Source organism: Hespellia stercorisuis DSM 15480 (genome assembly GCF_900142165.1).
In the GTDB taxonomy this organism is placed as follows: Bacteria; Bacillota; Clostridia; order Lachnospirales; family Lachnospiraceae; genus Hespellia; species Hespellia stercorisuis.
Genome location: NZ_FQZY01000109.1, coordinates 1 through 8,972 on the forward strand (window position 1 = coordinate 1; position 8,972 = coordinate 8,972).

Consider the following 8,972-nt stretch of genomic DNA (forward strand, 5'->3'; position numbering starts at 1 on the left):
AAAAAGACCAAGGTACTAAATCTAATTGACAGACTTGTGAATTACAAGGCATCAGTCTGCTTATTTATAAAGAATCTCTGTGTTCCGTTTGATAATAACCTTGCGGAACGTGATTTGCGCATGATTAAGGTTAAAACCAAGGTCTCAGGATGTTTTCGCAGTGAGGAAGGCGCACAGGAATATCTTACAATCATGAGCTATATTGGGACTGCTCATAAGCATGGAATAAATGCTTTTACAGCAATCAGAGAAGCCCTTTTAGGGAATTCCGATATCATCTTTAACTAATGGAGTTCTGAACAGTTACGATTTTTTGATCAATCATGTGGGACTAGATGAAAATGATGCAGCTGAAAAAGTTCTTGTAGTAACATCTGCAGCAAAACATAAAATAAATCTTCCAAAGTTAGGGACAGTGGATTCAAAAGAAAATAGTGCAGAATGGATATTTTCTGTATCAATGTTAACTGAAGGGTGGGATGTGAAAAACGTATTTCAAATAGTTCCATGGGAAGATAGAGCATTTAATTCAAAATTATTAATTGCACAGGTTCTCGGTCGAGGATTGCGAATTCCAGAAGAACTTAGAGTGCAACCAAAAGTAAGGGTATATAACCATGCTAGTTGGAGTAAAAAAATACAATCACTTGTGGATGAAATATTAGAAATGGAATTAACTTTAACAAGTAAAAATGTCGATATTCCAGAACGAGAAAAATATAATTTTAGTTTATACTCAATTGATTACACAAGGGAAGAAAGGGTCTCAGATAAAAAAGAAGGAGCCCAGCAAGAGGTATTTGATTTAACAAAGGGTATGAAACTGGTTTCGCAATTGGAAGAAGAAGAACAAGAAACGGAATATGAAGATATAAAAGGGAATATTAGTTTAAAGAAAACAATTGTAAAAAAGGAAACAGTATCAATAGATGAAGTAGTTAGAAAAATATCAGAGAGTTTTAAAGGAAGGGCATTAGAAGCAAAACTTGTTTTTACCAATGGAGAGTATGAAAATGAAAAATTACCTCCCATTTCAGAAATTAAGTCCTTTATTAGATCATCAATGGATGAATGTGGCATAAATGGTGATTTATTAACGCAAGAAAACGCAAACAAGATATATGGAAAATTTACAGGTTTATTAAGAAGAAAACCATCAACACCTGTGTTTAATAAAAAGGTGAATGATCTGATTGAAATTGAAACAAGCGCAATGCGAAGCCAAACAGAGAGATATAGCGTTATTAAACAGTATCTTACTTTATTCATGTCAAGTGCATATAAAAAGGAAATGGATGAAGATGAACAAATTGTCTTTGAAAAAATAAAAGATGAAGTAAAAGGACGTCAAGTTCAAGAAATTAATAGGTACTGCTACAAAACTCCTGTTAATATGGTGTTTGCAACATTGGAACCAGAAAGAAAATTCATTTCGATGTTAACAAGTGATGAGTTGTCTCCGCATATAGATGCTTGGGTAAAAGCCAGGGATACGGGATTCTACACAATAGATTATCAGAAAAATAAAGGAAGTAAATTTAAAGGATTTAATCCGGACTTTTTTGTAAAGGTAGGAGACGCGGTTTTAGTAATTGAAATAAAGGCGGATGGAGATATAAGCGAAGAAAACAAGGCAAAATATAAAGCTGCAAAACGCCATTTCGAATTGTTAAACTTAGAGTTACAAAACAAAGGAATAAAACAAAGGTATTATTTTGACTTCCTTAGTCCCGTAGATTACAAAACATATATGAAATATGTTATTGATGGGAGAATTTTTTCGTCAAATTATAGAAGTTCAATAGAAGATGCATTGGAAAAATATGAGAATTAAATATGTTTACAGTAGGGGGAACCGTGCAGGATACCCCAAGAGCGAAAGGCTCTGTTTTCAAAAAGATAATGATGAATACCAGAGAGCATATGATGCTGAAGCGGATATTCAAGTGGAGGGTAAATTTATAAGTGAAATGACTTCTTACATATATACATCCAAAATAGGAAATGAAGATTTGTTTGAGTTAATTAAAAATACAGAAAGCAAAGGTGAATTGTATCTGTTATGCTTTTGAATTTATGGAAACAAGATGAAATAATTAACAAATTTATGGAATTATATCAGTTAGATGGAAAACAGATGAATAGCATGCTTAAAAGGCTTCATGTAGCTGATTTGATTCCAAGAAATGATTGTGATGAAGATTATGTTGAAATCTTTTGTGAAGAGACCGGAATAAAGCCGGATGAAATAGATCTTCGAGACATAGAAATACTTGGTAAAATTGTTTTAACAACTCTATGTGGAAAGGGATTGGTAACAAAAGATATCAGGTGAATTAGTAGGAATAAATGTTTATTTGGAATGAGAAAGTAGAAAATTTATAAACCAAAGTCAAATGGGAATTCTTAACAGATTGCAAGAAATCGCCTTTAAGCTCTCAAATCCTCAGAAATATACAGAATTACTAAATGCTAATGAAATCAAAATTGGACGAATGGAAATGAAAGTCCAGTTAGAAAAAGTGGACGACATTGAACATTCTGCAAAAATAGAATTAGTTGAAATGCATACACATTGTTTGGAAACCTTTGTTCGATTATTTATTGCAAGAGCAAAAGACAGTGGGTGCGAATGGCTGGAATTGAATCGTCTTAGTATAAGACAGTATCATCAAGCAATTGATAAAATTAGTAATGGCGAATTTCAATGGCTGAATGATAAATATGTAGAAAACTATATTATCCAATATTCGCTTACAGGAATCTATGAAAAAGAGAAAGTTCAACCAGAAGTGATTGAGAATTGGAAAGAATGGATTATCCACGCGGCAAGACAACTTTCGGAGAATAAGAGATATAATGCCTTTAAGCATGGAATGACTCTGCATGCAGCTACAAACGGAATTTCAATGAAACCAGAAGGTGAAGATACAACATATGAAAAACATGGAGATGTAATAGAATATATTGTTAAAAAAGAAGAGTCTGATAGATATGTATGGAATCAGAAATCAGATTTTATAAATATGGATGAATTGTGTATTGAGGTTTATTTATTTGGTAATTTGATAAATGATATGGTATATGTAGGGAAATATGTTTATGTCGATGCGGAAACAATAGACAATCGTTGGTATCCAAACGAAAAAATGACGATAAATGAAGTGTTATACAACAGAGAAACAAAATCAATGCAAGATGTATTCGAATTAATGTCATCGATGTCTATGCAATTATTGTATTATGTTCCCCAATAGAGTCTAACTCTTGACATACAGAAAAATTGCACTTGATTCTCTGCACAACAGTGGTGTCAGGTACAAAGAAGAAAACATTAAGCCATAAAAAGCAAGTGAAAAAAACAAGTGAAGGATGACATCTATGAATCAAAACATTATCGAACTAAACCAAGGATCAACCACTGCGTTTGTGGACTCTACAAATCCATCAAACTTAGCATACCGTCCGCAATTTGTTTCGAATAACTACAAAGAAGGTAGGAAGGTGCTATCTTCCATCGAGGATGAACTGTTACGCTGCGAATCATTTTCCATCAGCGTAGCTTTTATCACAATGAGTGGAATTACACCTTTGTTACAGACGTTAAAGGAATTGGAACAACGAGGAATTCCGGGGCGCATTTTAACAACGGACTATCTGAATTTCAGCGAACCGAAAGCTCTTGAAAAGTTGAATGAACTGAAGAACATTACGATTAAGATGTTCGTTTCCGAGGAGGCTGAGGAAGGCTTCCATACGAAGGGATACATTTTCAAGAAGGAAGAGATTTACCGAATTATTGTTGGTAGTTCGAATATGACGCTCAGTGCGTTGACGCGCAATCGTGAGTGGAATACGAAGATTGTATCCACAGAGCAAGGCGAATATGTAGAAGAGATATTAGGTGAATACGAAGAGCTTTGGACAAGCCCGTATGCACTAGAGTATGATGCGTTTATTGAAAATTATCGCGAGCGTTATAACATTATTAAGCATCAGAGAAAGATTGCAGCGCAGCAGGAGACACCGTCTTTAGAAGCATATAAGTTGCAGCCAAATTCGATGCAGGTTGGTTTTATTACGAATTTGAAGAAGATTCGCGAAAATGGTGAAGAGAAGGCGTTACTCATTTCCGCAACTGGAACTGGTAAGACGTATGCATCTGCATTTGCGATGCGTGAGCTTGGATTTAAAAAGGTGCTGTTCTTGGTTCATCGTAATCAGATTGCGAAGCAGGCGATTAAGTCATTCCGAAAGGTATTTGGCGGAACGGTATCGATGGGGATGGTTTCGGGATCTTTGGGACGAGCTGAGTATGACAAGGATTACATATTTGCAACGGTACAAACATTTAGCAAAGAGGGAACCCTACAACATTTTGCAAGGAATCATTTTGATGCGATTATTTATGACGAGGCGCATCACACATCGGCGGATTCTTATAAGAAGGTAATGGATTATTTCACATCACAGTTTTCGCTTGGTATGACAGCGACCCCGGACAAACGAGACGACAATATGGAAGGTAGAAATGTGTATGAGATTTTCAATTACCAGATTGCCTATGAGATTCGTCTGCAAAATGCTATGGAAGAAGATTTGCTCTGTCCGTTCCATTATTTTGGAATTACGGATTTGAGTATCATTGAAGATTCGGGAAGAAGTAAGGAAGAGCAGATTGAGAATTTTCGCAATTTGACCAGTGATGAGCGTGTCGCAAATGTAATGAAGCAGGCGAAGTATTTCGGACATAGTGGCGAGCGTGTGAAGGGATTGATTTTCGCAAGTCGTGTGGATGAGGCGCGTGAGCTGTCGAATAAATTTAACGATAAGGGATGGAGAACGATGGTTCTCACAGGCGCTGATTCGGAAAATGTGAGGGCAGAAGCGATTGAAAGACTGGCGGGCGAAGATAGTGAGGACGCGCTTGATTACATCGTGTCGGTTGACATTTTCTCGGAAGGTGTGGATGTACCGGAGATTAATCAGGTTATTATGCTCAGACCAACACAGTCGCCAATTGTGTTTATTCAACAGTTGGGGCGTGGGCTTCGTAAAGCGGAGGACAAGGAATATGTGGTTGTCCTGGACTTCATTGGGAATTATAATAATAACTTTATGATTCCGATTGCGTTGTCGGGGGACCGTACATACAACAAGGATAATATTCGTCGATATGTCGTGGAAGGCGGACGTGTGATTCCAGGAGCGAGCACCGTTCATTTTGATGAGATTTCCAGAAAGCGCATTTTCCAGTCTATAGACCAGGCAAACTTTAGTGATATAAAATTGATTAAAGAGAATTATACAAATCTGAAGAACAAGTTGGGGCACATTCCGGCGCTAACAGATTTTGATAAATACGGAGAGATGGATGTGCTTCGCATTTTCGATAATAATAGTCTGGGATCGTATTATAAGTTTTTGGTGAAGTACGAGAAGGAATATACGATTCGACTGTCAGAGGATGAAGAGAAAGTAATCGAATTCATTTCCAAAAAACTTGCGAGTGGAAAGCGAATTCATGAGTTAGAGCTTCTGAATCGAATGCTGACATATCAGCATGGTTTGATGGGGATTTTGCGGAAATCACTTCAGGAGAAGTATCACATTTCCATGAATGAGGATTGTTCGGAAAATGTGGTGAACATCATGACGAACGAATTTCCTTCTGGTTCAGGGAAAAAGACTTATGAGCAGTGTGTATTTTTGCGCGAAGAGGGTGCGGATTATAGAGTGTCTACCAATTTTCAGACGATGCTTAAGAATCCGGAGTTCTATCAGATTGTGAAAGAACTGGTGGAGTTCGGCATTTCCAGATATAAGCAGAATTACAGTGAGCATTATCAGGATACGAATCTGGTGCTGTATCAGAAGTATACCTATGAAGATGCTTGCCGGTTGCTGAATTGGCAGAACAATGAGGTGCCGCTGAATATTGGTGGGTATAAGTACGATAAGAAGACGAAGACATTTCCGGTGTTTATCAATTACGATAAGACGGCAGATATCAGTGATACGACTAAGTATGAGGACCATTTTACGAGTGCAAAGACGTTGATTGCCATTTCCAAAAGTGGGCGGAGTCTGCAGTCGGAGGATGTGCAGAATTTCCTGAAAGCGCGGGAACGTGGAATTGATGTACAGTTATTTGTGCGGAAGAATAAAGATGATAAGATCTCGAAGGAGTTCTATTATCTGGGACGGATGTATGCGTCGGGGAATGCGAAGGAATTTACGATGGCGAATACGGCGAAGTCGGCGGTGGAAATTGAATGGGTGCTTGAGACGCCAGTGCGAGAAGATGTGTATGAGTATATTGTGGGGTGAGTTGGGGACGTAGTATAGTTCAAAAGTACTACGTCCTGAATTGAGTTTATGTGAGAACAGGAGATTAGAGATGAAGACAGTACGAGTGGTAGCAGCGATTATTAAGAACAATGGAAAGATCTTTGCGACGCAGCGTGGCTATGGAGAGTTCAAGGATGGATGGGAATTTCCAGGAGGGAAGATTGAAGTAGGTGAGACACCGCAGGAGGCTTTGGTGCGTGAGATTCGTGAAGAGCTGGATGCGGAGATTGCGGTTGGAGAGTTGCTTGATACGGTGGAATATGATTATCCGGCGTTTCATTTGTCGATGGACTGCTTCTGGTGTGAAGTTGTTTCAGGAAATCTGGTGCTGAAGGAGCATGAGGCTGCGAGGTGGCTTGGGAAGGACGAGCTGGGGAGTGTGGAGTGGCTGCCGGCGGATTTGGGGCTGGTGGAAAAGATAGAAGCTGAATTGTAGAAAGATTTAAATAAGCCACTCTAGGAATTAAATTAATTCTAGGAGTTGTGAAAATAGGAGGTTACGAAAAATGTCAGGAATACTAATTTCAGAAACTACAAAAGAAGAACGCATACAGATTGTTGAGAATTCAATCGGGAACATTTCCGCTACATGTGATGGCTGTATGGCGGGGCTTGCGGAGATGTATCAGGATTATATTGATGGTAAGGTTGAGATTCGAGAGATTAACCGTAGATTCAATGCCAGATACGAACGCGGAATGGATCAGCCAGACCGAGTAGGGTGCAATTATCTATAATATAAAGGGGCGAATCTTTCTGCAATTTAACCATTATTTATAAGAAATCTTGACAGAAGACAAGAATAATGAAAAAATTTGACGACGAACATGTGTTTACGTACAATGAAAGAAACGATATCTATGGTGAGCTTTAAACGTTAATACTAAAATGTAATTTTAAATTCCGGTTGGCAAGAGTAAGGAAAATATATGACATATAATTGGGGAAAAAACAGTGTAAATAAAGTGGAATAGAGGTGCACCCAGATGAATATTGAAGCCTACGATTCAGAATCTTTGCGTAAAATAGTACGCGAACTTCAAAATAAAAATAGACAACTGAAAGAAAAACTTTATAAAGCCAATATTCCATTTGATACAGAAAATCCATTTGAAGAGCTCATTAGTAATCATGAAGAATATGATCCGGACAAAGCCTCTAATTCCATTAATATGAAATCATTTCACTATTACGATCGCATGTACCCATCACAGGAGGTAGCAAGCAGCATTGGTAATTTAGTAAAGTGGTTATTGATTCTTTTTCCGGTGACTATATAAGAACAGTAACAGATAGAAAGTATGATGTTGGTACTTCAGATTATATCGTCAAGGCATTTTAACATGCTTCAAATAATAGTATAGATAACAAAAATGAACTGAAATAAGAATAGAATAACCATAAACACACAGAAAATGCTGTAAAATTTCAAGCTGGAATTTACAGCATTTTTGCGTACGAAAAAGACGTAAACAGAAACCAGAAAAGGTGCCGAATGGTATTCCATATATGCTCCACTTCACCCCCGGAGGAGTGTGCTATAATGAGATCATGGTATACGACATAAAAACGTATGGAAGGCAGGCAAATATAAAATGAATATTGTAATTATTGAAGACGAACCAATTATTCGAAATGAATTAAAAATCTTATTAGAAAACGCACTCTATGAAGTGACGCTGATAGAATCATTTGACCATGCAGCAGACTGCGTATTACAAACGCGGGCAGACTTAATTCTGTTGGATCTGAATTTGCCGGGCATATCAGGATTGGATATTTGCACACAGATCCGCGAAAAATCAGAAATACCTATTATATTTCTTACGAGCAGAACTTCATCTATGGATGAACTGACCGGCATGCTAAAAGGTGGGGATGACTATATAACAAAGCCCTATCAGGCACCATTGTTACTGGCACGCATTGCCGCAGTCCTGAAGCGGACCAATCCGTCGGCATCGAATGAAGTATCCATATTGAAGGTGAAGGAAGTTGAGCTGAACTTAGCCCGGGGATGCATCTGTTATAAGGAAAAAAAAGCAGAATTGACGAAAAATGAATTAAAGATATTACACTACTTGTTTTTGCATGCAGGAGAAATTGTATCGAGATTGGATCTGGTAGAATATCTTTGGGATAATCAGGTATTTATTGATGATAACACGCTTAGCGTAAATGTGACACGAATCAGAGGAAAATTAAAATTGATTGGAATTGAAGATTTTATCGAGACAAAACGTGGAATGGGGTATCGCATATGAGTTTTTGGTCATATTTAAAAGATAAATTGTAACTGTTCAGAACCCCCTTGGGGAACTAATTAATTTTTGTACAAAACAGAGAATTTTTAAAACCTGTTTTGCGATATTATTTCGGTAATTGGTGGATAACCAATTGTTTGTGATTGAATAATTTAATTCATTGTGGATTACTCTTTCAATCTTTCAAATAACTCTGATTCAAAGCCAAATTCTATGGCTTTTGAATATATTTAACAACAACTGAACATTGAAAAACATTACTTATCCACAGTCATTTTCACCATAGGTGAATCTATGTGAATTCGCTTTTTTCCTGAGTTTTTAGTACAATGGAGACATAAAACACAAGGAAGAAGG

At 37.3% G+C, this 8,972-nt stretch carries 10 protein-coding genes; all 10 read left to right on the top strand.

The genetic code is table 11. From position 1 onward, the window contains the following. Positions 1-288 (top strand): IS66 family transposase (locus tag BUB85_RS19895; RefSeq protein WP_143160802.1); only part of this gene is annotated, 288 nt, incomplete at its 5' end. A gap of 37 nt (positions 289-325) precedes the next feature. After that, complete coding sequence (locus BUB85_RS19900) at positions 326-1,834, top strand: hypothetical protein (RefSeq protein WP_143160803.1); 1,509 nt, start codon at positions 326-328, stop codon at positions 1,832-1,834. Further along, positions 1,824-2,072, top strand: a complete 249-nt coding sequence (locus tag BUB85_RS19905; RefSeq protein WP_143160804.1) for a hypothetical protein — start codon at positions 1,824-1,826, stop codon at positions 2,070-2,072. Before BUB85_RS19900 ends, BUB85_RS19905 begins: the two co-directional genes overlap by 11 nt. Next, positions 2,063-2,335, top strand: coding sequence for a hypothetical protein (locus BUB85_RS19910; protein ID WP_073113241.1), 273 nt, complete (start codon positions 2,063-2,065; stop codon positions 2,333-2,335). The genes BUB85_RS19905 and BUB85_RS19910 overlap by 10 nt, the downstream gene beginning before the upstream one ends. 79 nt (positions 2,336-2,414) lie before the next feature. After that, positions 2,415-3,257 (top strand): hypothetical protein, encoded by an 843-nt coding sequence (locus BUB85_RS19915; protein WP_143160805.1) that lies wholly within the window; start codon positions 2,415-2,417, stop codon positions 3,255-3,257. A gap of 124 nt (positions 3,258-3,381) precedes the next feature. Next, positions 3,382-6,330, top strand: coding sequence for a DUF3427 domain-containing protein (locus BUB85_RS19920; RefSeq protein ID WP_073113243.1), 2,949 nt, complete (start codon positions 3,382-3,384; stop codon positions 6,328-6,330). 70 nt (positions 6,331-6,400) lie between these two features. Continuing rightward, positions 6,401-6,787, top strand: a complete 387-nt coding sequence (gene mutT, locus BUB85_RS19925; protein WP_073113244.1) for an 8-oxo-dGTP diphosphatase MutT — start codon at positions 6,401-6,403, stop codon at positions 6,785-6,787. A 70-nt stretch (positions 6,788-6,857) separates the two neighbouring features. Further along, entirely contained in the window at positions 6,858-7,088 is a 231-nt protein-coding gene (locus BUB85_RS19930) for a purine biosynthesis protein PurH (RefSeq protein ID WP_073113245.1), read from the top strand. Positions 7,089-7,337: 249 nt separating this feature from the next. Beyond that, a complete protein-coding gene (locus BUB85_RS19935) occupies positions 7,338-7,631 on the top strand; it encodes a hypothetical protein (protein WP_073113246.1) in 294 nt (97 codons plus the stop codon). 315 nt (positions 7,632-7,946) lie between these two features. Beyond that, positions 7,947-8,615, top strand: coding sequence for a response regulator (locus BUB85_RS19940; protein ID WP_073113247.1), 669 nt, complete (start codon positions 7,947-7,949; stop codon positions 8,613-8,615). Positions 8,616-8,972: the final 357 nt, after the last annotated feature.